Annotated in this window: 28 protein-coding genes and 1 tRNA gene; 15 read left to right on the top strand and 14 right to left on the bottom strand. The window is 65.0% G+C overall.

Annotation, left to right across the window (positions count from 1 at the left end; genetic code table 11):
- The first annotated feature begins 8 nt into the window (after nt 1–8).
- From ACWW1C_RS04285 to ACWW1C_RS04305, 5 genes are all read left to right on the top strand, one after another.
- A complete protein-coding gene (locus ACWW1C_RS04285; protein WP_155902276.1) occupies nt 9–533 on the top strand; it encodes a MogA/MoaB family molybdenum cofactor biosynthesis protein in 525 nt (174 codons plus the stop codon).
- Between the two features lie 611 nt (nt 534–1,144).
- Complete coding sequence (locus ACWW1C_RS04290; protein ID WP_455982293.1) at nt 1,145–1,783, top strand: MspA family porin; 639 nt, start codon at nt 1,145–1,147, stop codon at nt 1,781–1,783.
- A 138-nt stretch (nt 1,784–1,921) separates the two neighbouring features.
- Nucleotides 1,922–2,560 (top strand): MspA family porin, encoded by a 639-nt coding sequence (locus ACWW1C_RS04295; protein WP_455982294.1) that lies wholly within the window; start codon nt 1,922–1,924, stop codon nt 2,558–2,560.
- Between the two features lie 151 nt (nt 2,561–2,711).
- Nucleotides 2,712–3,347 carry an MspA family porin gene (locus ACWW1C_RS04300; protein WP_455982295.1) on the top strand — a complete coding sequence of 212 codons (636 nt, stop codon included), beginning with the start codon at nt 2,712–2,714 and terminating at the stop codon, nt 3,345–3,347.
- 153 nt (nt 3,348–3,500) lie between these two features.
- The gene (locus ACWW1C_RS04305; RefSeq protein WP_455982296.1) at nt 3,501–4,139 is read left to right on the top strand and encodes an MspA family porin; all 639 of its coding nucleotides are present in this window, start codon (nt 3,501–3,503) and stop codon (nt 4,137–4,139) included.
- Between the two features lie 63 nt (nt 4,140–4,202).
- On the opposite strand, the gene mscL is transcribed toward ACWW1C_RS04305, so the two are convergent.
- The 4 genes from mscL to ACWW1C_RS04325 all read right to left on the bottom strand — a co-directional run bounded on the left by mscL (nt 4,203) and on the right by ACWW1C_RS04325 (nt 6,612).
- A complete protein-coding gene (gene mscL / locus ACWW1C_RS04310) occupies nt 4,203–4,592 on the bottom strand; it encodes a large-conductance mechanosensitive channel protein MscL (protein ID WP_455982297.1) in 390 nt (129 codons plus the stop codon).
- A gap of 141 nt (nt 4,593–4,733) precedes the next feature.
- Complete coding sequence (locus tag ACWW1C_RS04315) at nt 4,734–5,399, bottom strand: SAF domain-containing protein (protein WP_455982298.1); 666 nt, start codon at nt 5,397–5,399, stop codon at nt 4,734–4,736.
- Between the two features lie 63 nt (nt 5,400–5,462).
- Entirely contained in the window at nt 5,463–5,771 is a 309-nt protein-coding gene (locus ACWW1C_RS04320) for an FmdB family zinc ribbon protein (protein WP_455982299.1), read from the bottom strand.
- 268 nt (nt 5,772–6,039) lie between these two features.
- On the bottom strand, nt 6,040–6,612 hold the full coding sequence (locus ACWW1C_RS04325; protein WP_455982300.1) for a 5-formyltetrahydrofolate cyclo-ligase: 573 nt from the start codon (nt 6,610–6,612) through the stop codon (nt 6,040–6,042).
- Nucleotides 6,613–6,771: 159 nt separating this feature from the next.
- Between ACWW1C_RS04325 and ACWW1C_RS04330 the strand changes: the two genes are divergently transcribed.
- From ACWW1C_RS04330 to ACWW1C_RS04365, 8 genes are all read left to right on the top strand, one after another.
- On the top strand, nt 6,772–7,662 hold the full coding sequence (locus ACWW1C_RS04330; protein WP_455984139.1) for a UTP--glucose-1-phosphate uridylyltransferase: 891 nt from the start codon (nt 6,772–6,774) through the stop codon (nt 7,660–7,662).
- Between the two features lie 86 nt (nt 7,663–7,748).
- The gene (gene glp, locus ACWW1C_RS04335) at nt 7,749–8,987 is read left to right on the top strand and encodes a molybdotransferase-like divisome protein Glp (RefSeq protein WP_455982301.1); all 1,239 of its coding nucleotides are present in this window, start codon (nt 7,749–7,751) and stop codon (nt 8,985–8,987) included.
- Nucleotides 8,988–8,990: 3 nt separating this feature from the next.
- Nucleotides 8,991–9,644 carry a GNAT family N-acetyltransferase gene (locus ACWW1C_RS04340; protein WP_455982302.1) on the top strand — a complete coding sequence of 218 codons (654 nt, stop codon included), beginning with the start codon at nt 8,991–8,993 and terminating at the stop codon, nt 9,642–9,644.
- 182 nt (nt 9,645–9,826) lie between these two features.
- Nucleotides 9,827–11,023: a divisome protein SepX/GlpR gene (gene sepX / locus ACWW1C_RS04345; protein WP_455982303.1), complete on the top strand. Its 1,197-nt coding sequence runs from the start codon at nt 9,827–9,829 to the stop codon at nt 11,021–11,023.
- 51 nt (nt 11,024–11,074) lie between these two features.
- Nucleotides 11,075–11,147: transfer RNA gene (locus ACWW1C_RS04350), tRNA-Ala, on the top strand.
- A 93-nt stretch (nt 11,148–11,240) separates the two neighbouring features.
- Nucleotides 11,241–11,708: a hypothetical protein gene (locus ACWW1C_RS04355; protein WP_455982304.1), complete on the top strand. Its 468-nt coding sequence runs from the start codon at nt 11,241–11,243 to the stop codon at nt 11,706–11,708.
- Between the two features lie 78 nt (nt 11,709–11,786).
- Nucleotides 11,787–12,098: a WXG100 family type VII secretion target gene (locus ACWW1C_RS04360; RefSeq protein ID WP_455982305.1), complete on the top strand. Its 312-nt coding sequence runs from the start codon at nt 11,787–11,789 to the stop codon at nt 12,096–12,098.
- Entirely contained in the window at nt 12,095–12,406 is a 312-nt protein-coding gene (locus tag ACWW1C_RS04365; RefSeq protein WP_455982306.1) for a WXG100 family type VII secretion target, read from the top strand. Before ACWW1C_RS04360 ends, ACWW1C_RS04365 begins: the two co-directional genes overlap by 4 nt.
- A gap of 12 nt (nt 12,407–12,418) precedes the next feature.
- Here the strand turns inward: ACWW1C_RS04365 and ACWW1C_RS04370 are convergent, their stop codons facing one another.
- From ACWW1C_RS04370 to ACWW1C_RS04380, 3 genes are all read right to left on the bottom strand, one after another.
- On the bottom strand, nt 12,419–12,763 hold the full coding sequence (locus ACWW1C_RS04370; RefSeq protein WP_455982307.1) for a hypothetical protein: 345 nt from the start codon (nt 12,761–12,763) through the stop codon (nt 12,419–12,421).
- Between the two features lie 29 nt (nt 12,764–12,792).
- A complete protein-coding gene (locus ACWW1C_RS04375; protein ID WP_455982308.1) occupies nt 12,793–14,061 on the bottom strand; it encodes an amidase domain-containing protein in 1,269 nt (422 codons plus the stop codon).
- A 187-nt stretch (nt 14,062–14,248) separates the two neighbouring features.
- On the bottom strand, nt 14,249–14,818 hold the full coding sequence (locus ACWW1C_RS04380) for a TetR/AcrR family transcriptional regulator (protein WP_455982309.1): 570 nt from the start codon (nt 14,816–14,818) through the stop codon (nt 14,249–14,251).
- A gap of 194 nt (nt 14,819–15,012) precedes the next feature.
- On the opposite strand from ACWW1C_RS04380, the gene ACWW1C_RS04385 reads away from it, so the two are divergent.
- A complete protein-coding gene (locus ACWW1C_RS04385) occupies nt 15,013–16,317 on the top strand; it encodes a cytochrome P450 (protein ID WP_455982310.1) in 1,305 nt (434 codons plus the stop codon).
- Here ACWW1C_RS04385 and ACWW1C_RS04390 read toward each other — a convergent pair.
- The gene (locus ACWW1C_RS04390) at nt 16,308–17,570 is read right to left on the bottom strand and encodes a PucR family transcriptional regulator (RefSeq protein WP_455982311.1); all 1,263 of its coding nucleotides are present in this window, start codon (nt 17,568–17,570) and stop codon (nt 16,308–16,310) included. The two genes, ACWW1C_RS04385 and ACWW1C_RS04390, sit on opposite strands and share 10 nt — an antisense overlap.
- Nucleotides 17,571–17,764: 194 nt before the next feature.
- On the opposite strand from ACWW1C_RS04390, the gene hchA reads away from it, so the two are divergent.
- A complete protein-coding gene (gene hchA / locus ACWW1C_RS04395) occupies nt 17,765–18,640 on the top strand; it encodes a glyoxalase III HchA (protein WP_455982312.1) in 876 nt (291 codons plus the stop codon).
- 30 nt (nt 18,641–18,670) lie between these two features.
- Here the strand turns inward: hchA and ACWW1C_RS04400 are convergent, their stop codons facing one another.
- The 6 genes from ACWW1C_RS04400 to ACWW1C_RS04425 form a co-directional block, all read right to left on the bottom strand.
- On the bottom strand, nt 18,671–18,931 hold the full coding sequence (locus ACWW1C_RS04400) for an SHOCT domain-containing protein (RefSeq protein ID WP_455982313.1): 261 nt from the start codon (nt 18,929–18,931) through the stop codon (nt 18,671–18,673).
- Nucleotides 18,932–19,051: 120 nt separating this feature from the next.
- Nucleotides 19,052–20,302: an MgtC/SapB family protein gene (locus ACWW1C_RS04405; RefSeq protein WP_455982314.1), complete on the bottom strand. Its 1,251-nt coding sequence runs from the start codon at nt 20,300–20,302 to the stop codon at nt 19,052–19,054.
- A 14-nt stretch (nt 20,303–20,316) separates the two neighbouring features.
- Complete coding sequence (locus ACWW1C_RS04410; protein WP_455982315.1) at nt 20,317–21,114, bottom strand: enoyl-CoA hydratase/isomerase family protein; 798 nt, start codon at nt 21,112–21,114, stop codon at nt 20,317–20,319.
- Nucleotides 21,115–21,201: 87 nt separating this feature from the next.
- A complete protein-coding gene (locus ACWW1C_RS04415; RefSeq protein ID WP_455982316.1) occupies nt 21,202–22,116 on the bottom strand; it encodes a lysophospholipid acyltransferase family protein in 915 nt (304 codons plus the stop codon).
- A 56-nt stretch (nt 22,117–22,172) separates the two neighbouring features.
- Nucleotides 22,173–22,535, bottom strand: coding sequence for a WhiB family transcriptional regulator (locus ACWW1C_RS04420; protein ID WP_455982317.1), 363 nt, complete (start codon nt 22,533–22,535; stop codon nt 22,173–22,175).
- Nucleotides 22,532–22,783 (bottom strand): type B 50S ribosomal protein L31, encoded by a 252-nt coding sequence (locus ACWW1C_RS04425; protein WP_455982318.1) that lies wholly within the window; start codon nt 22,781–22,783, stop codon nt 22,532–22,534. Before ACWW1C_RS04425 ends, ACWW1C_RS04420 begins: the two co-directional genes overlap by 4 nt.
- Between the last annotated feature and the right edge of the window lie 107 nt (nt 22,784–22,890).

The following is a 22,890-nucleotide window of genomic DNA, read 5'->3' on the forward strand; positions in this document are numbered from 1 at the left end:
CGAGTTCGATGTCAGAGGCGGGATATACGGTGACAGGCATGGAACAGGCAGGGGAATTGGCCGGGCGCGCACTCGTCGTGGTCGTGGATGACCGGACGGCGCACGGCGAAGAGGATCACAGCGGCCCGTTGGTCACCGAATTGCTCGGTGAGGCCGGCTTCCTTGTCGACGGAGTTGTCGTGGTCCCGGCCGACGAGGTCGAGATTCGCAACGCCTTGAACACCGCGGTGATCGGTGGCGTCGATCTGGTCATCTCCGTCGGCGGCACCGGGGTCAGCCCCCGCGATGTCACGCCGGAAGCGACCCGCACCATGCTCGATCGCGAGCTGCTCGGTATCGCCGAGGCACTCCGGTCATCGGGCTTGGCCGCGGGTATTTCGGACGCCGGCCTCTCCCGTGGCCTGGCCGGAGTCTCGGGAAGCACGCTGGTGGTCAACATCGCCGGCTCGCGCGCGTCGGTGCGCGACGGTATGGCGACGCTGGGGCCGCTGGCCGCATACATCATCGCCCAGCTGTCGAGTCTCGACATCTGATTGCTGAGCTCCGCAGGGGGCGCGTCGGCCGAACGGAGTAGTCAGGTTTGTCCGACCCGAGTGATTCAATTTAGCAAAGGTGTGATCTTGATCACACCGAAGGAGGCTTGTGATGAGTGATACACAGCCCTCGCGCGACCTAGTTAACAAGGTGTTCGGCGATGTTTTGCCGGACGTTACCCGCGACGAATGTAACGAAACCTCCCCGTCGGGGGATGGTGACCGAGATCGCTGGCTACGAGAGAACGTTCCGCCGCACCACCGCTGAGCACGCTGTTCTCACAACGGGTGCCCGCGAACGAGGTTAACTCCTGATTGCGCCGGTCAGTGGCCCTGTTGAGGGCATGTTTCCGGCTTGTTTCGGCCCAACCGACCGGTAGGGCAGACGCCGTTTTGCAGGTAGTTCCCAGCAAACTTTTCCGGATCGGGAATATATGCGCGGTCCTGATGCAGTTCGCATTGCCGGAGCGGACGTACGCCGATATCTTCCTCGTGTCAACGATGAGCAAAAGGTAAGAGCGACATGTGAAGTTCGCCTGTAGGCGCACATGAAGGTCTTGCGACGGTCGCGCGGTCAGCTTGCTGGCACCGCCTACTGAGCTAGGGAGAATATGAAGGCATTCAGTCGGGTGCTGGTAGCACTGGTAGCGGCGCTGGCGTCGCTGTTTTTCGGAGCAGGTACGTCCCATGCGGGTCTGGATAATGAGCTGAGCCTGGTCGATGGCCAAGATCGGACGCTGACGGTGCAGCAGTGGGACACGTTTCTGAACGGCGTATTCCCGCTGGACCGCAACCGCCTGACGCGTGAGTGGTTCCACTCGGGCCGGGCCAAGTACATCTGCGCCGGCAAGGGCTGCGACCAGTTCGGTGGCACGCTCGAGTTGGGTTACCAGATCGGTTTCCCGTGGTCGCTGGGTGTGGGTATCAACTTCAGCTACACCACGCCGAACATCCTCCTGGATGACTTCAACCCGGCGACGCTGGCCGGTACCGGCGGCGGTGGCATCATCACGCCGAACCTGTTCCCCGGTGTGTCGATCTCGGCGGACCTGGGCAACGGGCCGGGTATCCAGGAAGTCGCGACGTTCTCGGTGGACGTGTCCGGCCCGGCCGGTGCCGTCGCCGTCTCGAACGCTCACGGAACCGTGACCGGCGCGGCCGGTGGCGTGCTGTTGCGTCCCTTCGCTCGCCTGATCGCCAAGACCGGTGACTCGGTGACGACCTACGGCGAACCCTGGAACATGAACTAGGCGAGATCGCCAGCGCCTAGGGCTTATGCTTGGCGCCGATGACGCATTCGGGGCGGCGTCGACAGGCCAGACCATCTGGTGCTGTCGACGCCGCCCTGCGTCGTTTGTCAGCAAAATCAAGCCCGGAAAGTGGGAATCATGAAGGCGTTCAGTCGGGTGCTGGTGGCGGCGGTAGCGGCGGCCTCGTCGCTGTTTGTGGGCGCGGGTACGTCCCATGCGGGTCTGGATAATGAGCTGAGCCTGGTCGATGGCCAGGATCGGACGTTGACGGTGCAGCAGTGGGACACGTTCCTCAATGGGGTGTTCCCGCTGGACCGCAACCGGCTGACGCGTGAGTGGTTCCACTCGGGCCGGGCCAAGTACATCTGCGCCGGCAAGGGCTGCGACGAGTTCGGTGGCACGCTCGAGTTGGGTTACCAGATCGGTTTCCCGTGGTCGCTGGGTGTGGGTATCAACTTCAGCTACACCACGCCGAACATCCTGCTCGATGACTTCAACCCCGGAACTCTGGCCGGTACCGGCGGTGGTGGCATCATCACGCCGAACCTGTTCCCCGGCGTGTCGATCTCGGCTGACCTGGGCAACGGTCCGGGTATTCAGGAAGTCGCGACGTTCTCGGTGGACGTGTCCGGCCCGGCCGGTGGAGTGGCGGTGTCCAACGCGCACGGCACTGTTACGGGTGCGGCTGGTGGTGTGCTCTTGCGTCCATTCGCCCGCCTGATCGCCAAGACCGGTGATAGCGTCACGACCTACGGAGAACCCTGGAATATGAACTAGGTGAGAGCAAACTGCGCCTAGGCCTTATGCTAGGCGCCGACGACGCATTCGGGGCGGCGTCGACAGACCAGACCACCTGGTCTCGTCGACGCCGCCCTGCGTCTGCAAGGAACTTCATATGGACCATCATCAAGCCCAGAAAGTGGGGACCATGAAGGCATTCAGTCGGGTGCTGGTAGCGACGGTCGCGGCGGCTTCGTCGCTGTTCTTCGGCGCGGGTACGTCCCATGCGGGTCTGGATAACGAGCTGAGCCTGGTCGATGGCCAGGATCGGACGCTGACGGTGCAGCAGTGGGACACGTTCCTGAACGGTGTGTTCCCGCTGGACCGCAACCGCCTGACGCGTGAGTGGTTCCACTCGGGCCGGGCCAAGTACAACTGCGCCGGCAAGGGCTGCGACGAGTTCGGCGGCACCTTGGAGCTCGGCTACCAGATCGGCTTCCCGTGGTCGCTCGGCGTGGGCATCAACTTCAGCTACACCACGCCGAACATCCTCCTGGACGACGTCAACCCGACCACGTTTGTCGGCGGCGGTGGCGGCATCATCACGCCGAACCTGTTCCCCGGCGTGTCGATCTCCGCTGACCTGGGCAACGGTCCGGGTATTCAGGAAGTCGCGACGTTCTCGGTGGACGTGTCCGGCCCGGCCGGTGCCGTCGCCGTCTCGAACGCCCATGGCACCGTGACCGGCGCGGCCGGTGGCGTGCTGTTGCGTCCCTTCGCTCGCCTGATCGCCAAGACCGGTGACTCGGTGACGACCTACGGCGAACCCTGGAACATGAATTAGCCCTGAAAAGGGTATGAGTAGGGGCGCGCAGCGCTTTTACTGAGCGCCAACGACGTACTTTGGGGCGGCGTTGACAGACCGAATCGGTCCGTCAACGCCGCCCCGTCGTTTTGCCGGGCGTTGACAGTGAACAGCAGCCCCGGGAGTGGAGAATTGACGGCGTTCGGTCGTGTGGTGTTGGTGGTTCTGGTCGGGGTGTCGTCGTTGTTCCTGGCGGCGGGTACGTCGCACGCGGGCGTCGACAATGAGCTGAGCCTGGTCGACGGCCAGGATCGGACGCTGACCGTGCAACAGTGCGACACGTTCCTCAATGGCGTGGTCCCGCTGGACCGCAACCGGCTGACGCGTGAGTGGTTCCACTCGGGCCGGGCGAAATACAACTGCAGTGGCGCCGGGTGCGAGGAGTTCGCCGGGGCGTTGGAGCTGGGTTACCAGATCGGTTTCCCGTGGTCGCTGGGTGTGGGTATCAATTTCAGCTACCAGACGCCGAATATCTTGCTGGACGACGTGACGCCGGCGACGCTGACGGGCCAGGGCTTTGGTGGCATCATCACGCCCAATCTGTTCCCGGGCGTGACGATCTCCGCGGACCTGGGCAACGGGCCGGGTATCCAGGAAGTCGCGACGTTCTCGGTGAATGTATCGGGCCCGGCCGGCGCGGTCGCGGTGTCCAACGCGCACGGAACCGTGACCGGCGCGGCCGGCGGCGTGATGCTGCGTCCCTTCGCGCGGCTGGTCTCCGAGACCGGTGATTCGGTGACCACCTATGGCGAACCCTGGAATATGAACTGAGCCGAGCGGTCCGCACCGGCCTACGACACAGCCCCGGCCAGGAGCCGGGGCACCGACGTGGAACTACTGGTCGTTGCCGGTGTCCTTGCTGGTGGTGAGCAGATCGCGGATCTCGGTCAGCAGTTCGACTTCCTTCTTGACTGCTTCTTCTGTGACGGTGCGGAACCGGCTGTACGGCAGCACGACCACGAAGTAGATGACCGCCGCGACCAGGACGAAGTTGATCGTCGCGCTCAGGACGGCATTCAGGTCCATGTAGTTGTCGCCGAGCAGATGGATGCGCAGCACGCCGTACGAATGGTCGCCGCCGGCGCCGATGCTGGAGATGAGCGGCTGGATCACCTGGTCGGTGAATGCCTTCACCAGCGTGGTGAACGCGGCGCCGATGACCACCGCGACCGCCAGGTCGACGATGTTCCCTTGCATGAGAAACGCCTTGAAGCCCTTGAACATGACTGCCCTCCCTGTGATACGTCCTGTACCCACGAACGGTAAGACTGACCTCGGCTTCGCGCAGTAGTCGGCGGCCTCACGACCGCAACAGATGCGATCCGGTGACGAAATCGAAATCGTCCGCCGGGCAAATTTCGTGGCTCAGTGCAGCGTGACGGTGATCGCCCGGTGCAGAGCCGCACCGGCGACGGTGTTGGCGCTGTGCCGGGGCAGGGCCACCAACACGACGCGTTCGTCGGCGCTCGTCGGTGTCTTGCGGCGTTCGGATACCAGCACCACCCGGGCATCGGTCGCGATGACCTCGGCTGCCGATTGATCTGCTGCGGCACCGGTGTTCTCCGGTCCAGCCAGGACGTCGACGACGTCGCCCGCGCGCAACAGGTCCGGGAGGGCGGGGTCGGCCAGATGCAGTGGCACCATGCGCGCGTCGGGACCGGCGGCAGCCGTGGTCAGCCGGGAACCGAGCAGCCGCACGTCGGTGATCACCTCACCGCGTCGTGTGGGAGCGGCCAGCGTCGAGCCGACCGCGGCGCTCGGCTCGCGCAGCGCGCCGTCGGGAATGCCTGGCGCGGAACGGGATTCGACGACGACGTCATCGACGGTCAACGTCGACCCAGGGGAGATGTCGTGCTTGGCGACGACGACGCCGATCTGGCCGTCGCGAGGATCCGGACGGAACTCGATGACGGCCGCGAGCACCACCAGCAGTCCAGCGGCGACGCGGCGCGCAGCGGTGGTCCGGGCCCAATCAGGCCGCAATTTCTGTGTCAGTCGGCCCAGCAATGGCGCGTCGAGTGAATCCCCCATGCCGCAACGGTAGGGATTTCAGCCGGGAAACACAGGCCGGAAGGTATGCGGCCTGTGGATAACTCAGCTGGACGCGGCGGCGGCCGGAGCAGCCGACTTGGTGCTGCTGCTCGATGCGGACGACGACGAAGAGTCCGACGAACTGGAGCTCGACTCGGTCTTGGCCGGAGCGGCCGCGGTGCTGGAGCTCTTCGAGTCGCGGCTGTCGGTGCGGTAGAAACCGCTGCCCTTGAAGACCACACCGACGGAACCGAACAGCTTGCGCAGCCGGCCGTGGCACTTGGGGCATTCGGTCAGTGCGTCATCGCTGAATGCCTGAACCGCGTCGAACCGGTTGTCGCACTCGGTACACGCGTAGGAATAGGTCGGCACGTAAACCTCCGAGGTCGTCAAACTTGTTAGCACTCTACCGGCTTAAGTGCCAAAACAGCTATTCGGTGCCGGCCATTCCCAGGCCCCCGGGCCCGGCGGCCTGGTGACAGGGCCAATCGCTTCCGGGATGGCGGCGGGACACATAGCATTGTGCGCATGACTGGCAACATCACCAAGGGCGGCTGCGACAACCCGGACTGCACCTGCGAGAACTGCAACTGCGGCTCGGGATGTACCTGCGGCAAGGACTGACGTCCGCCCCCAAGACCTAGATTCCCAACTTGACCAGCCCCGACCTCGGTGTCAGGGCGTGTGTCATCGGCACATCGTGAGGCTCGGCGGGCAGTGCCGGCAGCAGGTCGTCGTCGTACACCACCGCCACGAGGAGCGCGTCCGGCGCGGCCAACGCCAGTGAGCGGTCGTAGAAGCCGGCGCCGCGGCCCAGCCGGACGCCGGCGCGGTCGACGCCGAGCGCAGGGACCAGAATCACACCGGCCTGCCGGATGGCGTCCGGTGGCAGATGCGGCGTCGCCGGTTCGAGCAGCCCGAATTGCGCTTCGGTGAGATGCCCGGGGCGATACCAGCCCCAGCTCAGTGGCACATCGGGGCGAGTCACCGGCAACAACACCCGGGCGCCGGCCTCGACCAGAGCGTCCAGCAGTGCGGGTGACCCCGGCTCGGTGCCGATCGGCACGTAGGCGCACACCACGCCGCCGTGCCCCGCCAATTCCGGTGCCCGCCGTGCCAGGGCTTCGGCGTCCGCCTGTCTCTGCTCGGGGGTCAGGGCGCGACGTCTACGCAGGATGGCGCTGCGCAGCTCGCGCTTTCCCTCGGGGCTCACAGTTACCACCGTGTCATATTTGCTCGTGCGGTGTTGTACACCTGTCCAGGTAATGGCCACTTTGACGTTGCCGCCGACCTCGGAAAGGTGCACCTTGGTAGGGCAGATCGAGGCAATGCCGTTATCGTGTGAACAATGACGACACAGACTTCAGTGCCGATGCCGCGCACCGCGGTGGTCCCGGCCGCTGGTCTGGGCACGCGTTTTCTGCCTGCTACCAAGACCGTCCCCAAGGAGTTGCTGCCGGTCGTCGACACCCCCGGCATCGAGCTCGTTGCTGCCGAAGCTGCTGACGCCGGCGGCGAGCGACTGGTCATCGTGACCTCGGAGGGTAAGGACGGCGTCGTCGCGCATTTCGTCGAGGACCTCATCCTCGAGGGAACGCTCGAGGCGCGCGGCAAGCACGTGATGCTCGAGAAGGTGCGGCGGGCGCCCGCGCTGATCAAGGTGGAGTCGGTCGTGCAGGCCGAGCCGCTGGGCCTGGGCCACGCAGTCAGTTGCGTAGAGCCGGTCCTGCTGCCTGACGAGGACGCCATTGCGGTCCTGCTGCCCGACGACCTGGTGTTGCCGACCGGCGTGCTGGAGACCATGGCGAAGGTGCGTGCCAAGCGTGGCGGATCCGTGCTGTGTGCCATCGAGGTGCCGAAGGACGAGATCAGCGCCTACGGCGTGTTCGACGTCGAGACGGTGCCCGACGCGGCGAACCCGAATGTGTTGCGCGTCAAGGGCATGGTGGAAAAGCCCAAGGTCGAGGATGCCCCGTCGCCGTTCGCCGCGGCGGGACGGTACATCTTGGATCGCGCCATCTTCGACGCGCTGCGGCGCGTGCAGAAGGGCGTCGGCGGTGAGATCCAGCTGACCGATGCCATCGCGCTGCTCATCGAGGACGGCCACCCCGTGCACGTCGTGGTGCACCGCGGGTCCCGACACGACCTGGGAAATCCCGGCGGCTACCTTAAAGCTGCGGTTGACTTTGCGTTGGAACGCGACGACTACGGCCCGGAATTGCGGCGTTGGTTGGTCGAGCGATTGGGTCTTGCCGAGCGCTGAGCGCCTGACACCGGCGGTACGGTTGGCCCGCACATGCGCGAGCATGTGGTCAGCCACGGTGTACAAGGTATGCAGAAAGGCGAGCTGTGCGTTCGGTTGAGGAACAGCAGGCCCGGGTTGCGGCTGCGGCGGTGGCGCCGCGGCCGGTGCGGGTAGCGATTGCCGAAGCGCAGGGCCTGATGTGCGCCGAAGAGGTGATCACCGAACGCCCGCTGCCCGGGTTCGACCAAGCCGCCATCGACGGCTATGCGGTGCGCAGCGTCGACGTGATGGGCGCGGATTCCGGCGGCGAGAGCGACGTCACTCTGCCCGTGGTCTCGACCATCGCCGCTGGTGAACGTACGCCCACCCGCCTGCAGCCGCGTCAGGCCGCGCGGGTGCAGACCGGTGCGCCGATGCCCACGCTTGCTGATGCGGTGCTGCCGCTGCGCTGGACCGACGGCGGTGAGTCGCGGGTGCGGGTCCTGCGCGGTGTGCGATCCGGCGCGTATGTGCGTCGTACCGGGGACGACGTGCAGCCCGGCGACGTCGCGGTGCGCGCCGGCACCATCATCGGACCGGCGCAGGTCGGACTGTTGGCGGCGGTGGGTCGCGAACGCGTGCTGATCCACCCGCGGCCGCGGCTGACGATCATCTCCGTCGGCGGTGAGCTGGTCGACATCGCCCGGACCCCCGGCAACGGCCAGGTCTACGACGTCAACTCCTATGCACTGGCCGCCGCGGGCCGCGACGCCGGCGCCGAGGTGAACCGGGTCGGCATCGTGGACGCCGACCCCAAAATTCTTCGCGACGTCGTCGAAGGACAGCTGAGCCGGTCGGAACTCGTGGTGATCGCGGGCGCCGTCGGCGGCGCGGCGGCCGAGGGCGTGCGCGCGGTGCTCGCCGAGCTGGGGGAGATGGAGGTCGCCCGGATCGCGATGCACCCCGGATCGGTGCAGGGCTTCGGCACGCTCGGGCGCGACGGCGTGCCGGTCTTCCTGCTGCCGGCGAACCCGGTGAGTGCGCTGGTGGTTTTCGAGGTGATGGTCCGTCCGTTGATCCGGATGTCGCTGGGCAAGCGGCAACCGATGCGGCGCGTCGTGCCGGCCCGCACGTTGTCACCCATCTCATCGGTGGTGGGGCGCAAGGGATTTCTGCGCGGCCAGTTGATGCGTGACCAGGACACCGGCGAATATCTGGTGCAGGCGCTGGGCGGCGCGCCGGGCGCGTCGCACCTGCTGGCCACCCTTGCCGAGGCCAACTGCCTGGTGATCGTGCCCACCGAGGCAGAACAGATTCGCACGGGTGAATCGGTCGACGTGGCCTTTCTTGCTCAGCGTGGCTGATCCGTGAACTTGCTGCGTTCGAGTGCGATACATCCGGGCTGGCCGTTGTCGGTCGGCCCGATCCGGGTGCGGGCCGGGGTCGTCCGGTTGCGGCCGGTGCGGTTGCGTGACGGTTCGGTGTGGAGCCGGATGCGGCTGACGGATCGTGCGCACCTGGAACCCTGGGAGCCGGTCGGTGAGGTGGATTGGACTGCGCGCCACGCTGTTTCGTCATGGCCGGCCCTGTGCTCAGGTCTGCGTTCGGAGGCCCGGCGCGGGCGCATGCTGCCGTACGTCATCGAGTTGGACGGCGAGTTCTGTGGCCAGCTGACCATCGGAAATGTGACGCACGGAGCGCTGCGGTCGGCGTGGATCGGCTACTGGGTGGCACGTCAGTTCACCGGTGGGGGCGTTGCGACGGCGGCGCTGGCGCTGGGGGTCGACCATGCCTTCGGTCCGGTCGGCCTGCACCGGATCGAGGCCACGGTGCGGCCGGAAAATGGTCCGAGCCGGTCGGTGCTGGCGCGAGTGGGCTTCCGCGAGGAGGGCCTGCTGCAGCGTTACCTGGAAGTCGACGGGGCGTGGCGGGACCATCTGCTCGTGGCCAAGACAGTGGAGGAGATGGTCCAGTCGGCGTCATCGGCGCTGGTCAGGGATGGTCGAGCCACCTGGGTCTGAGCAATTCGTGCGGTTTGTGCCGGGAATTGTGCGCAAATCGCAAATGCAACTGTGTTGCAGATGTGACATCTGTGACTGATGTGCTTGTAAGTAGCGAATTACAGGTGTGTAATTGACCCTGGCGCGTCGGCTTCGGATGCGCTGGTCACAGACCTAATCTGATGGGGAAAGGAGCCGGCGACATGCCAAGCATCCCCCAATCTCTCCTGTGGATATCCCTCGTTGTGTTGTGGTTGTTCGTACTGGTGCCGATGTTGATCAGCAAGCGCGAGAACGTCCGCCGGACGAGCGATGTCGCATTGGCGACCCGCGTGCTCAATACGAACGGCAACAGCCGACTGCGACGCCGCAGTGGGCCCGCCGCCGGTCACCACAGCGACCCGCACTGGAAGCAGGACGAGGACTTCACGGCTTTCGAAGAAGACTTCGCGCGTACCGATGCGACCACCGACTCGATCCCGGTCGCCGACCCCGAAGCGGATAAGACGCGTTCGATGGTGGTCGTCGAGCAGGTCGTCGTCGAAGAGTCGGAGTACCTCGACGTCGAGGTCGTCGAGATGGACTCCGGTGCGCTGCCCATCGGCGCCTCGGGCCGCATGAAAGCCGTCCCCGAGCCTGAAACCGCCGAACAGCCAACGCTTTTCGACGAGGTCGCGACGCCGACCATGGCGATCCGCACCATCTCTGAGGCCGACTTCGATCCGGAGGAGGCGCTCACCGATGAGATGGCGGCGGCGGCGGAGCCTGAAGAGGCGGAGCCGACCACCGACGTCCACGAGGCCATCGCAGCCGACGACGCCGACGACGCCGACGAGGTTGTCGAGGAGCAGGCCGAGGCGGAAGCCGAGGCTGACGACGGTACCGAGCACGACTACGAGTACGTCGACGACACCTCGGGTGTGGAAGCGGTGTCGGACGCCGAGCCGAAGCTGGCCGAGTCGATGTCCCAGGCACGCCGCAACCGTTACGAGTCCAAGGCCGCCGTCGCGGCCGCCGAGCGCAAGTACCGCTTCCGCAGCCGGATGCTGTCCGGCATGGCGCTGGCGATCCTGTTCACCGGCATCGCCGCCTACTCGCTGTCACCGGGCATGTGGTGGGTCTGCGGCATGGTCAGCATCGTCTCCGTGCTGTATCTCGCGTACCTGCGCCGTCAGACGCGTATCGAGGAGCAGCTGCGGCGCCGGCGTGCGCAGCGGATGATGCGGTCCCGGCACGGCGTGGAGAACACGCAGGACGAGGAGTTCGACGTCGTCCCCTCTCGCTTGCGGCGTCCGGGCGCCGTAGTGCTGGACATCGATGACGAGGATCCGATCTTCGAGCACCTGGAATACACCCGGATGGCCAGGGACTACGACCTGCCCCGAGCGGCGGGACAGTAACTCGGTTTTTATGTGACGGACCGGTACTGGTAGCCTTTGCTTCCGGTACAAGGGGCTATAGCGCAGTTGGTAGCGCGTCTCGTTCGCATCGAGAAGGTCAGGGGTTCGATTCCCCTTAGCTCCACAGAGATTCAGCTGGTTCGGTCTGCCCGGATCAGCGGCGCGCTCCGCTGGGGGGAGCGCATGCGGCGGTCGGAGATTTCGAGGGGGAATCTACGTGGTCGACGATCAATCTGGTGCTGACGCGGCTCCTGTCAATCCGCGGACGTCACGTCGCTGGTTGCTCGTCGTGGTCGTCGTGATCGTGGTCGCGGGCGTCGCCGTTGCCGGGTCGCAGACACGCTGGTTCGGCCTTCGTCCAGACCCTCGCGAGGCCGTCGCCATCGACCGCTGTGAGGACGCCGTGCGCCATGATTTGGCGGTTCCGGATCAGGCCCACTTCGACCGCGTCAGGGCGCGGGCGGACATCGTCACCGAAGATGATCATGTTCGCCTCGGGTTCGACGCTTCGAAGGTCGCTGCCATGTGGGGAGTATCGGGCTCGGTGGCTTCGCCCGGACGTTCGGGACAGCCGGCTACGCTGGAGTTCGCCTGCCGCGCAGCATTTTTCGATGGCCGACCTGTCACTGCATCCGTCAACTACGGGAGCGCGGACCTCTCCGGTCAGCTCGGAAAGCGCAGCTGACAGAGTCGACCCGGGTACGCGATCGGCGTCGGGAGTGCTCGAAAACCCGGGTAGTGTCGGTTATGAACGAGAATGCCCTTGGGGGAGGTTATTCATATGGCGGGGAACGCAGTCGCGGTCAATCTCGGCGAATTGGACCGGTTCATCGGTCAACTTGCGGCATTCTCGCGTGACATCGACGCTAAGGTCGACAGCCTGGCAAGCCACATCGACGGCCTGCACGCGCAGTGGCACGGCACGGCAGCCCAGGCGCATGCGAAGGCGCACGCCGAATGGGCGCAAGGCGCCCAGTTGATGTCCGACGGTATTCGTCGTCTCGAAGAGGCTTCAGCCAACGCGCACAGTGCATTCACCACGACAGTGCAAGCCAACAAGGCGTTGTTCTCATGAGCGGTGAGCTGCACGTCAACCCCACAGATTTGGTACTGACGGCGCAGACCGCGGATACCACTGCCGATGAGATGTTTGAGCGGTACCACGCGATGGCGGCCGAAGTAGCCGGTCTGCTCGACGGCAGGTGGAAAGGTGCGGCCGCTGACGCATGCCGGTCCGCGTGGGACGAATGGAGTGACGGATTCCGCCTCGTTCTCATGGGTCTTCGTGATGAGGCCGACGCGTTGCGCGCTGCTGCCAGTGAATACACGGCTGGCGACGCCCGGGGTGCGGCCGGCGTGTCGTCGGCCGGCCAGGCCATCTGACCTGCGCCGCTTTCAGCGGCTCGCCACGGCCGGCTGCGACAACCCGTTGAGTGAGGACAGTTCCCGGCTGAACCCGGTCGCGGTGTCAGCATCTGTCTGGGTGACGTTGTCGGCCGCCGAGACGATCTTGTTTCCATTAGCCGTCAAGTCATCGATGAAGCTGTTCATCTGATTGTGCAGCTTGTTCGCATATTCAACGAGCCGAGGTCCGGCCGCAAAGCCCGGGTTACCATGCGCCGCTGCCTCTTGTGAAGTGAAGTATTTGTTCGTTTGCGCCTTCGCGGTTCCGGCCAATTCACCGAGACACTGACCGCTTGCCTTCACTTCGCCGGGTTCGATGTTGATGTCGTCGCTCATCGCATTCCTTATGTTGTCCGGAAGATCGGCTACCAGGTTCTCCTGGGCTGTACGATCTCGATCTTCTGTTGGCCGTACCCCTGCTCGAATTCGGGCAGCCGGCCATTGAGCGGATAGTTTTTGGCCGAATCTGAGTGCTGGGTGTAAAGGACTTCCCCGTCCGGCAGGACTCCGGTCACGACGGCGGCATGATGGGTTTCACCGGCGTGGTGACCTTGGCCGTCCTGGGTCATCGTGTAGTAAACGATGTCGCCAGGTCTCGCTTGATCGGCCGAAACAACTTGACCGCCATGGCCGAGGAAGAAGTCGCGATTGTTCTGTGCCGCTGCCCAGGTCGGGGTGTGCGACATGCCGGGCGGCAGAATGTCTTTGTGGCCCATGGTGCCGTCGCTCCAACCGTCCCGGTCGAAATGACGGGGAAGGAACCATGATTCCTTCTGTTTCATGCCACCGCCATAACTGAGTGAGTCGGAAACGAAATTTGTGCAGTTGTCCGAAAATGAGTCGAGGTCCTGGTTGTTGTAATTTGCGATCGCGTATCTCACCGTGCCGACTGAACTGTAACCACGGTCGGCCCGGTCCATTTGCTTCTTGACGTCGTCCGGAATGCCGTTCAAGTCATAGAGTTCGACAGGACACGCGCGCTCCAAGTCGTATTGCTTCTGGGGAGTGAGTTGACTCCACCATTGTCTGACATCTTCGGGTGGCAACCCATCCGGCAGCGTGTCTCGGATTTCTTCCAAAGCCTTGAGGGTGTTGTTGGCCTGGATTCCTTGGGCTTTGCTGACGTCGCTGGGGTCGTTGTCATTACTCACATCGGTCAGCGCACCGGTGCAGAGTCCGTCGGCTTGGGTGGCCGCTTCGACGGCATCCGCAATCAACCGGTGAGCTTCGGCCAATATCGCCATTTTCGTAGCGAGTTCGTCCTGTGACATGGATGGCGGAGCGGTGATGTCGCCGGTTTCCGAATTGACGATGAACCCGGCGCCTTCCGCCATGCGCACGCCGTTTTCGAGTTCGTTCTGGGCGATGGTAACGGCGTGGCTCAGGGTATCGAGTGGATCGACGGTGGCTCTGGCGAGGATGGATGTGGTTTCGGCGCGGACGGCCAGTGTGGTCAGCGCGTCTTTTGCGAGCGCGCCGACATGGTCGGGCCAATGCTCGTCGAGTGGTTGTACCCCATTGCGATGTATGTCCTGATTGACGCGCTCACACTGCGACGCGGCATTGCGCATGTCATTGGCGGCTGCTGTCCACAGCGCAGGTTGCGCATGGCGCAATTGCGCAAAGTTCACCATCGCTGATTCCCACTTCCCCCAGTGCAGCGGGACGAAGTCCTCGCCTCAATCGATGCTAATTCAGTCGGCGGGGCACGGCTGACACCAAAAATGCGGCGACGCCGCGGACGCCGGGCGCCCTCGAGGACGCTTTTCTCATCGAGCAGGTCAGAGTTCGATTCCCCTTGGCTCCAGAGAGATTGGTAGTTCAGTCTGGTGTGGCTTCGCCGAGGCCCAGTGTCACCGAGGGTCCGGCGAAACGCTTCACAAGCTCGTATTCGGATTGTTTGTCTTTGAGCGGCCAATACCACAATGCGAATGTCACGCGGATCAGCCATTGCGCGGCCAACGGGTCGTGGCTGCCGATCATCTCCTCGGCGAACGTGGCGACCAGTGGCGACGCGGTGACGGCCCCGCTGTCGTGATCGGGCCGGATATCTCCCATGATGAGCTTTCCCAGCGGTTCGGCCCGCATGCAGTCCAACGCGACGACGATGGCGGTCACGATGCGCTCGGTGCCTGCCAGGTCCGCGATGGCCTCGCGAATGGAGCCGACGATTCGTTTCGCGAAACGTGAGACGAGCTGCTCGAGGATAGCGGCCTTGCCGCCTGCGCGGCGGTAGACGGTAGCTGGGGAACAGTGCAGCCGGGCGGCCACCGCGTCGATCGTGAACGCTTCGAACCCGTTGCGGGACACGAGTTCTGAGGCTGCCGACAGGATGCGCTCGAGAGCTTCGGTATTGCGGTCCGCGCCGACCACCCAGTCATGTCGAGGCATATCGTGAGGACCTCCGTCGAGATAGGAGCGAAATCCGTTCTATCACCTTGAGACGTTTTCGGGCTTTTTTCTCACAGATATCGCCTGGTCGGGATGGGATCGTGCTCGGCAACCGCATGCCGGGCCCGTGCCTCGCGTTTCAACTTCGGTGTGATGCGTTGACGGCGCCGATGGCGCGGCCGGACGCTGATGAGGTGCCCACCACGACAATCGTTCAGGCGTCGCGCGGCGCCGCGTCAGCGTTGTCCCCGCTGATTGCCGCTGGCCGGCTGAATGTCTCCGCAGCAGTGCGTGCCCACCGCCTGGGATATCGAGCCTGGACGGGCGCGACCAACACGGACTACGACCCGCTGCACCCGGTCACTGCCGCGCAACCTCACGATGCGTACGCCGCGCTGCATCGGGGTGGCCGGGTGCACTACAGCCCCAGGCGCTCCACCTGGATTCTGCATCGGCTCGACGATGTCCGGGCGGCCCTGCGGGACACCGATCAAGTCACGAGCAGCCAAGGGGTGACCCGGATTCAGATGGTCGCCGACCTCGTCGTGGTGACCGACGACGATCTGCACAGCCGCCTGCGCAAGCAGGTGCAACCCGCGTTCACCAAAGGGGCGCTGGATGGTTGGCGCGCCACCATCGAACAGCTCGCCGCGGAACTCGTCGACGACCTCATCGCCGACCCTGGCGCGGACGCTGTGCAGCGACTGACGGTCCCACTGCCGCTGCGGGTCATCGCCGCGATCCTCGGCATCCCGGATCGCGACATCGCTGACTTTCGCCGTTGGTCAGACGAGAGCACCCGACTCATCAACTTCACCCCGACAGTCCCCGGCCTGATGGACGCCGCGAAGTCCATGCGCGCTGCAATGGCATTGCGCCGCTACTTCTTGCGGCATCTGAAGACCGGCGAACTCAAGGGCTCCGATACCGTCCTCGGGCGATTGGTTCAACACAGCGCAGACGGCGCCTTAACTGACGAGGCGCTGTTCCAGATTGCAATCCTGCTCCTGATCGCCGGTAACGAAACCACGACGAACCTTCTCGGCGGCATGCTCGATACGTACGCGAACAATCCAGACCAGTACGACATCATCCAGGCGAATCCGGACCTCATCCCGCAGGCCATCGAAGAGCACGTCCGGTACACCAGTCCCATTCAGAACCTCTACCGATACACCCGCGCGCCATACCGGGTCGGAGAAGTCACGATCCCTACAGGATCTCGCATTCTCCTGTCGTTCGGCGCCGCGAACCGTGATCCGCTGGCTTTCGACGATCCCAATTCTTTTCGCGCGGAACGCAATCCACGCAACCACGTCGGATTCGGCTTCGGCGCACACCTTTGTCTGGGCGCGCCGTTGGCGCGGATGGAGGCGCAGGCGGTTCTCCGCGAGCTCGTCACTCGGGTCTCACGAATCTCGACGACCGGGCCGACGACGTGGTCCACCAACAGCTCGCTACGCGGACCGACGCGACTCCCGGTCGTTCTTCACCGCTGACCGGGGCTACTTTCGCCGATGGATTTGCCGGCGAAAACCTTTGTGTCCTCAGTCAAATCCGGCGGCATTGTCGGCAGCTGCTTGAGCGCTTTCAGCGCGATGTACAGCTCGGCGGAATCCAGCTTCCGCTCGAAGGTACGGCCGGTCAGCTTCTCGATTCGCCGCAGTCGATAACGGACGGTGTTCGGATGGCAGTGGAGCAGTTGGGCTGCCTGGCTTGCCGACCCGTCGGCATCGAAGTAGACCGCCATGGTCGTGATCAACAACTCGCGGTCGCTGTCGGGCAGATCCAGGACGGATCCGAGGATTTGCTTGCTGATCGCGGCTGCGGTGGTGGGCGCGCTGACCACCAGCATCGGCAAGGGACTGTCGTCGAACACCGTCACCTCGGCTATGTCGACCCTCCCGGCGCTGAGCGCGTTCCGGGCCAGATGCAGCGCATGTGGAGTTTGATCAAGCCGGCTGAACGATGGGCTGACGCCGACGCGGCTGGTGGCGAGGGACCTCAGGACGTCGACGAGCTCGGTCATTCCAGCCGCGCTCCGCATGGAAACGATTCCGAGGTGCAGGTCGGGTGTCAGGCGCCACGCCGAGCCGATATCGCGAGCTCGCAGAACGGGTTCGACATTCGGCAGGGCGTGTCGAGCGAGTCCGGGAGCGTCGGCCGCCACTACGGCGAAGGTCCCTTGATAGGGCAATGCCAACAGGTCGGCGGCGTCGTGGACGGTCTTGGCATCGCCCATCCCGCCTTGTAGCACTGCCTCGACAAGTGCCGAACGCTCCTGGTCGCGCCGGAGCATCAACAGTGCCACGGTCTCGTTGAAAGCGTTCATCATCGCGCTGGTGAAGGTGTCGTGGAACGTCCAGATCTCGCCCGCGATGGCGACCAGGTCGGCATCGGAAACCGATTCGGTCTCCGCTCCAGCGGCGACGATCATCTGCCACATGCACTCGAACGAGTTCCGAAATGCGTTCTGCACCAATGCGAGTGGAACCCCTTGGTCGGCGCGTCGTCGGCCCGTGCGACGCGGCGCTTCGAGGTCGAGCAGCGGCTCGTGCGCCAGGTGGCGAAACATGAACTCCAGGTTGGTTCGACACGATTCGTACAGATCGTCCTCGGGAACCAGGCCCCCGCTTCGATACACGTCGATGTTCTGCTGAATCCGGTCAACCAGCACCTGTGCCAGCTCCGCAACGCGGGGTAACAGACTTGCCGCGATCATGCGCCCTGGGTCGGTCGTTTCGGCGGACACCCGTCCAGGGTAGGGGAACTGTCGGGGTCTTTTGTTCCGCCGGACAAATTTGCACCAGGCGTGTGGTTGCCGCCGCTATCGACTCCGGCGTCCTGGCATCTCAAGATGGATTACGGAACAACGTCGCGGATTGTTCGAATGGTGTACGGGTATCCCGACGGTGAGCAAGCTGACAAAGATTGAGGTGGAGTGCTGTGGCAACCGATCAAGAGGAACTGAGCAAGTCCCCGACGCCCGATCCGGCTGAGGACAATGCCTTCTTTCCCTCGCCGTACTCGTTGAGTCAATACACCTCGGACAGAACAGATTTCGGGGGAGTCCAACACGCCGGTGCATATACCGGCGGGCGGTGGAAGGTCCTGATGATCGCCACTGATGAGCGCTATCTGCTGATGGACAACGGCACCATGTTCTCCACCGGGAACCATCCCGTGGAGATGCTGCTGCCGCTGCACCACCTCATGGCGGCCGGCTTCGACGTCGACGTCGCGACGGTCACTGGAAACCCGGCCAAGCTGGAGCTGTGGGCGATGCCGGGCAAGGACGAGGCGGTGCAGCAGACCTATGCGGCCCTCAAGTCCAAGCTCAAGGAGCCGCTGAACCTCCGTGAAGTGGTCGCCGACAAGCTGGGACCTGATTCCGACTACCTGGCGGTGTTCATCCCGGGCGGCCACGGTGCCGAGGTCGGCATCCCGTTCAGCCCCGAGGTCGGTCAGGTGCTCGACTGGGCGCTGGACAACGACAAGTTCATCATCACGCTGTGTCACGGGCCCGCCAGTCTGCTCGCCGCAGCCATCGGCAAGGAAGAGTCGCCGTTCAAGGGCTACAGCATCTGCGTGTTCCCCGACGCCCTGGACAAGGGCCCCAACAAGGACATCGGCTACCTACCCGGCGGACTGCGGCTGTTCATCGCAGAGGCGTTGGAGAAGCAGGGGCTGAAGGTTGTCAACGATCAGATGAGCGGTCAGGTCCATCAAGACCGGCGGCTGCTCACCGGGGACAGCCCGCTTGCCTCGAACAACCTGGGGCTGCTCGCCGCGAATGCACTCGTCGAGGCGGTATCGGCATAGAGGTGACGGTCGCCTGACCGGTCGGGAGGGTCAAGTCGTGGCGTGCTCGCGGAGTACGGCCATCCTTTCGCGGTACTCCGTTTCGGTGATGTCGCCTTGTGCGTATCGCGTGGCGAGTATTTGTCGAGCGTCGGGTTCGGCGGGGCCGGAGTAACCGCTTCTCTGGTCGCCACCGGCGACGCGGATCAGCGCGACCATGCCGCCGAGCACCAATGCCCAGAACAAGAACATCCCGATTGCCATCCCGGCGTAACCCCATCCGCCCATGTCGTGGCCGTACCAGAACATCATGATGTGTTGCTCCTTCCGCTGCTGTGGACCAATCGTCGCGCCGCGGACCGGCTTCTCGCTGGTGTCAAAGGGACAGCGGTAATGGGACTTTCGGCACCAGCAGCCAGCCTGGATGCGCAGTCAGGGCATTGTCAGGGCCAGGACGACGCCGAAAACCACCGCCGGCGGCGTCATCCCGGCGAGAAACCGGAGCCCAAACCGACGACCGCCCGCGGTGAACGCCAGCACGGTTTTCACGATCAGGTTGGAGCCGAGTGCGGCCGCCACCGCGATCAGCGCGGTATCGACGGTGATATCGCCCTTGGCGGCCAGGCTGGCGGCGGCGACAGCACCGGCGTGCGCGTCGGCCAGGCCCGCTGCGAACGCGGCGAGCACGGTGCCTCCGGCGCCGAGCACATCAGCACCCCACCGCCCGACGAGCAGGGCGAGCGTGAGCACCGCGGCCAAGATCAACGCCGGACGTAGAGCGAAGGGTCGGCTCGCGGGCGCCGCGCCGGTGTCCTGTTCTGGCGCCGGATTGCCCTCGGTGAGCTGCCCGGCTCCTCGGTAGACGACGGCGGCGATCGCGATGAGCACGAGGGCGCCGGCAGCGACCGGTGGCCACAGGTGCTGGAGGACTTGGGCGTCGACCACACCGATCACGACGAGCAGCTGGACGAAGGTGGCCAAACTGGCCAGCAGAGCGCTGGCCAGGGGCGCGCGCACGCTAGGTGTCGTGCGGCTGAGCCGTCCCATGGACGCCGTTGTCGCGGTCGCCGAGACGAACCCCCCGGCGATGCCGGTGATCAGCAGGCCACGTTCCGGGCCGAGCGCGCGAACCCCGATGTAGCCGACCCACCCGATACCGGTGAGCAGTACCACGAGGAGCCAGACCTTCTCCGGATTGAGAACGCCGTATGGTCCGAGCCCGCGATCCGGCAGCAGCGGCAGGATCACGAATGCCACGACCAGAAACTTGATCGCGTCTTCCAGCTCGACCTCGGTCATGATGTCGCGGGCGAATCGGTGGATGCGAGTTTTCGAGACGAGCAGACCTGCCACCACGACGGCCAGGGCCACCGCCAGTGCCGGGCGGGAGTAGGCAAGCGCCCCGAGTAGGTAGGCGACGAATGCTGCTGTCGCCGTGGTGGTTCCAGCGTCTTCCGCACTGGTGCGGAAGTAGGCGAGCGCGATCAGCGCGCCGACGCCGAGGGATACCGCGACCACGGTCCATGGGCCGAAACCCGCTGCGACCGCGCCGGCCAGCGACAGCAGCGCGAACGAGCGCGACCCGGCGGGGAGCTTGCGCGTGTGACTACGTTCGCGCTCCAGACCGAGCAACAGCCCGATGGCGAGCGCCACCAGGAAGGGTTCGATCTGCTGCCAGCTCATGTCGGCTCCGGCGGCTAACGCGCGGACGGGAACTGTGGTGCGCGCTTCTCACGCAGCGCCGTATACCCCTCGACCACATCCGGGCCGAGGAACGTCAACATCTCGTAGGCCGCGGACTGATCGAATATCGGGCCCGCGTTGCGGAGCCAGTTGTTGAGTGCGCGCTTGGTGAGCCGGATCGCCTGCTGTGCACCACTGGCCAGCACGTCGGCCACTCGCAGCGCTTCGTCCAGAACTTCTTCGCGGGGAAGGGCTTTGGCGACCATCCCGATGCGCTCGGCCTCGATGCCGTCGATCATCTCGCCCGTCATCAGGTAGTACTTCGCCTTGGCGGTCCCGGCGAGCAGTGGCCAGATGATCGCGGCGTGATCACCGGCGGCCACACCGAGTTTGACGTGGCCGTCGCCGATCTTGGCGTCCTCGGCGATGATTGCCACGTCGGCGAGCAATGCGGCAACGGCGCCGGCGCCGACCGCGACGCCGTTGATCGCGGAGACGATCGGTTTGTCGCAATTGATCATGTTGTAGACCAGGTCGCTCATCTCGTCGAGCATGTGCGAGACCCGGTCGTAGTCGCCGGCCATGCGTTCGACCATCGCCAGATCCCCGCCGGCGCTGAATGCCTTTCCCGCGCCGGTGATCACGGCCACCCGGGTGTCCGGATCGGCCGCCACGTCCTTCCAGATGCCGGCCAGCTCGGCGTGCATGCCCTCATCGGCGGCGTTGTACTTCTCCGGCCGGTTCAGGGTGATCAGCAGGACGCCGTTCTCGCGGCGCGTCAGGGACAGCTGCTGGTAGTCGGTGAATGCCATCTCGCGAAGCCTTTCTGCCACCGGCGGGTGCATGAAGCGCTCCGCCCGATGGCAACCCACGTTACGGTCTCCCGACCGCCACCGTGGTCAGCCCACGCGCACGGTGTCCGAGGCCGGCTGAACCGCCCGCGGCCAGGCCAGCGGATTCAGGCTCCGGTACGGATCGCCGGCCCGGATTTCCTGCAGGTCGGCCAGGATCTGTTCCAGCGCTTGCTGAGTCGCCGACTTGACCGTTTCCACCCAGCGGGCGTGATTCGTCCCCTTCGCCGGTGCCGTGGTGGAAATCGGTTCGCCGAACTCCAGGTACATGCGCTGTGGTCGGGGGATCAGCGTCGGACCGATACCGCGCACCAGCGGCATCGCCATGTCTGACGGTCCGCCGAGTCGCTCGCCGATGGACCGGCTGAGCCGGCCCAGCGTGCTGTCACGTTCGATGAGGGGAGCGTAGACGTCGTCACTGCCGACGAGGCCGACCGGCACGATCGGGTAGCCGCTTTCGATGGCCACCCGGGCGAAACCGCTCCGCCCGTCCCATTTCAGCTGGTATTCCTCGCCCTTGAACTTGGGCATTTCGCGTCCGCCGCCAGGGAAGACCAGCACGGTCTCGTTGTGTCGCATCAGTTCTCGCGCGGTATCGGGGTGGCCGACCACGCCGCCGAAGGCTGCGACCAGGTCGCCGCCGAGGCCCGTCATCTGACCGAGTGCCCGTTCGGCCAGTGGGCGAACTCGCACACTCAGCTCGCGCCGCGTGTAGTACGGGATGAGCAGCACCTCGGCGAAGCCGAAGGCGGTGTGATTGCCCACCAACAGAAAGCGGCCGTCGCGCGGCAGCCGGTCCAGCCCGGTGACGTACGGCCGGTACAGGTCGATCAGCGGATCGAGGGCATCGCCCGTGGCGCCCAGCATATTTCGTAGTGTGCGGACGCGTGGTGGCGGGTCCATGATGGCGGCGATCTCGTCGTCGGTGACAGTCGGCCGGCCCTGTGGCGGTCCGAAACCCATCGTTGCTCCCGTCGGTGGCGTGGTGTAGCCACCAACGTACCGACGAACTGGCTAGTTCAGCTAATAATATCCTGTGAAGTTCGTAGCGCAGCCCGCTCCTTCGGCGTCGTCGCGCCCCAGATGCCGTAGGGCTCATCGGCTTCCATCGCGTGGCCGAGGCACTCGCGCAGCACTGGGCAGTGGTGGCAGATCTGTTTGGCGTGCTCTTCGTGGGCGACCCGCCGGGCGCCGCGGTCGTCGTCGCCGGTGTAGAAGACCTCGGCGGGCAGGCCGCGGCAGCGGGCGTGCAACTGCCAGTCCCACGCCGCGGTGGTGGCCGCGCCCCGCGGGTGGGACCCGGGGCGCGGCCGGTGCCGGTTGCTGCGTGATGGGGATATGAATGTCTCGGCGTGGCAAGGGGATAGCCGCGCCAAGATCATCGGCCGTACTTGCGGTTGAACTTCTCGACGCGGCCGGCGGTGTCCAGGATCTGTCGTTTTCCGGTCCACACCGGGTGTGAGTCCGAGGTGACGTCGACCACGATCAGCGGGTAGGTGCGGACGCCGTTGGCGGTCTGCCATTCGATGGTTCGCGAGCTGGTGGCGGTGGACCGGGTGAGGAACGTGCGTCCGGTGGTGGCGTCCTGGAAGACGACGTGGTGGTAGTCGGGGTGAATGCCGGCCTTCATGGGAACCTCCGTCGACTAGCTGAAAATCGTTGTCATTAAGGCGACGCCGACGATACCCGACGCCTGCGGGCTTGTCGAAAATTATTTTCAATAAGGGGCGGGTTCGA

This window comes from Mycobacterium sp. HM-7 (assembly GCF_053852335.1).

Bases quoted from the DNA above. Each gene is read 5' to 3' on its own strand.
- ACWW1C_RS04400 (WP_455982313.1), bottom strand. From the start codon at position 18,931: ATGATGTTCTGGTACGGCCACGACATGGGCGGATGGGGTTACGCCGGG.
- ACWW1C_RS04285 (WP_155902276.1), top strand. From the start codon at position 9: ATGTCAGAGGCGGGATATACGGTGACAGGCATGGAACAGGCAGGGGAA.
- sepX (WP_455982303.1), top strand. From the start codon at position 9,827: ATGCCAAGCATCCCCCAATCTCTCCTGTGGATATCCCTCGTTGTGTTG.
- ACWW1C_RS04330 (WP_455984139.1), top strand. From the start codon at position 6,772: ATGCCGCGCACCGCGGTGGTCCCGGCCGCTGGTCTGGGCACGCGTTTT.
- ACWW1C_RS04290 (WP_455982293.1), top strand. From the start codon at position 1,145: ATGAAGGCATTCAGTCGGGTGCTGGTAGCACTGGTAGCGGCGCTGGCG.
- ACWW1C_RS04425 (WP_455982318.1), bottom strand. From the start codon at position 22,783: ATGAAGGCCGGCATTCACCCCGACTACCACCACGTCGTCTTCCAGGAC.
- ACWW1C_RS04370 (WP_455982307.1), bottom strand. From the start codon at position 12,763: ATGAGCGACGACATCAACATCGAACCCGGCGAAGTGAAGGCAAGCGGT.
- ACWW1C_RS04375 (WP_455982308.1), bottom strand. From the start codon at position 14,061: ATGGTGAACTTTGCGCAATTGCGCCATGCGCAACCTGCGCTGTGGACA.
- ACWW1C_RS04410 (WP_455982315.1), bottom strand. From the start codon at position 21,114: ATGGCATTCACCGACTACCAGCAGCTGTCCCTGACGCGCCGCGAGAAC.
- ACWW1C_RS04315 (WP_455982298.1), bottom strand. From the start codon at position 5,399: ATGGGGGATTCACTCGACGCGCCATTGCTGGGCCGACTGACACAGAAA.
- mscL (WP_455982297.1), bottom strand. From the start codon at position 4,592: ATGTTCAAGGGCTTCAAGGCGTTTCTCATGCAAGGGAACATCGTCGAC.
- ACWW1C_RS04405 (WP_455982314.1), bottom strand. From the start codon at position 20,302: ATGAGCTGGCAGCAGATCGAACCCTTCCTGGTGGCGCTCGCCATCGGG.
- ACWW1C_RS04300 (WP_455982295.1), top strand. From the start codon at position 2,712: ATGAAGGCATTCAGTCGGGTGCTGGTAGCGACGGTCGCGGCGGCTTCG.
- ACWW1C_RS04380 (WP_455982309.1), bottom strand. From the start codon at position 14,818: ATGCCTCGACATGACTGGGTGGTCGGCGCGGACCGCAATACCGAAGCT.
- ACWW1C_RS04415 (WP_455982316.1), bottom strand. From the start codon at position 22,116: ATGGGTTTCGGACCGCCACAGGGCCGGCCGACTGTCACCGACGACGAG.
- ACWW1C_RS04365 (WP_455982306.1), top strand. From the start codon at position 12,095: ATGAGCGGTGAGCTGCACGTCAACCCCACAGATTTGGTACTGACGGCG.
- ACWW1C_RS04295 (WP_455982294.1), top strand. From the start codon at position 1,922: ATGAAGGCGTTCAGTCGGGTGCTGGTGGCGGCGGTAGCGGCGGCCTCG.
- ACWW1C_RS04420 (WP_455982317.1), bottom strand. From the start codon at position 22,535: ATGATCTTGGCGCGGCTATCCCCTTGCCACGCCGAGACATTCATATCC.